The organism is Polaromonas sp. P1_E1_2 (genome assembly GCF_056406035.1).
The window spans coordinates 1-1,156 of sequence record NZ_JBFUAZ010000892.1 but is presented as its reverse complement, the minus strand read 5'-3'; the positions used below and the strand labels follow the sequence as shown (position 1 = coordinate 1,156).

2 protein-coding genes are annotated in these 1,156 nt (G+C 62.1%); both read left to right on the top strand.

All coding sequences use genetic code 11. The features are described 5' to 3' along the window. On the top strand, positions 1 to 635 hold a 635-nt coding region (locus tag AC1D1P_RS23845; RefSeq protein ID WP_477674719.1), incomplete at its 5' end, for a type 1 periplasmic-binding domain-containing protein. Positions 636 to 696: 61 nt separating this feature from the next. After that, positions 697 to 1,156 (top strand): Ppx/GppA phosphatase family protein (locus tag AC1D1P_RS23840; protein ID WP_477674718.1); only part of this gene is annotated, 460 nt, incomplete at its 3' end.

Sequence of the window (1,156 nt, the reverse complement as noted above, 5' to 3'; positions counted from 1 at the left end):
TTTCAACCATGGGCCTCAAGGAGCTGGGTGCGATTTACGCCACAGCACAGGATCACGCTGCCTATCACGCGGATGTCGAGCGCATTGCCCTGGACATGCAACTGAAGCTGCAGCCCTTCAAGGCAACAGACGACCTGCGCGCGCTGGGCCAGAAACTCACGCCCCGTACACCCGCAGTGCTGCTTTTTGTGGGCGGAACGCCGGAGCTCGCCGAATTCACCCAGGGCCTGGAAAAGCAGGCCCGCCAGCGCTATGTCGTGGCGTTGGCCGATGTGAACCTGCAAACCATGCTGCAGATGGGCGCTGCGCGCAATACCCCGGTCATAGCCACCCAGCCCGTGCCCCTGGTCAATGCCAGCCTTCCGGTGGTCAGAAGCTACCGTGAAACGCTTTCGCGCCTCTTTGACGAACCGCCCACACCCCTGAGCCTGGCAGGATTCATTGCAGCACGCTACACYTACGAAGTGCTCAATGACGTCGACGGCGCCCTGAACCGCCAGAGCGTTCTCGCCGCCTTTCAGCGCCGCACAAAGTTCGATGTCGGCGGATTCAGCATCAGCTTCAATCCCCAGCGCAGAAGCGGCACCTACGTCACGCAAAGCATGATGACCGTCGACGGCCGGTTGATCGGCTAGGCACCCAGAAATGCTGATGAGAGTCCCGCGCGATGGCTATGTTGGGAGCTTAAACTCAGGTATGCAAAATGGAACGCTGCTCGCCGCTGTAGACCTCGGGTCCAACAGCTTTCGGCTGGAAATCGGCCGCTTTGATGCCGGCCAGATTCACCGCACCGAATACCTCAAGGAAACCGTTCGCCAGGGCAACGGGCTGGATGCCGACCGCAACCTGACCCCGGAAGCCATGCAGCGCGGCTGGGACTGCCTGGCGCGCTTCGGTGAACGGCTGGCCGGCTTCAAGAAGTACCAGGTTCGCGCCGTCGCCACGCAGACCCTGCGTGAAGCGCGCAACCGCGAAGAGTTCCTCGCACGCGCCCACAAAATCCTCGGCTTTGCCATTGACGTCATCCCGGGCCGCGAAGAAGCCCGCCTGATTTATCAGGGTGTTGCCCACCTCCTGCCCCAGTCCGATGAACGCCGGTTGGTGGTGGACATCGGCGGGCGCTCCACCGAAATGATCCTCGGCAAGGGGCTGGACG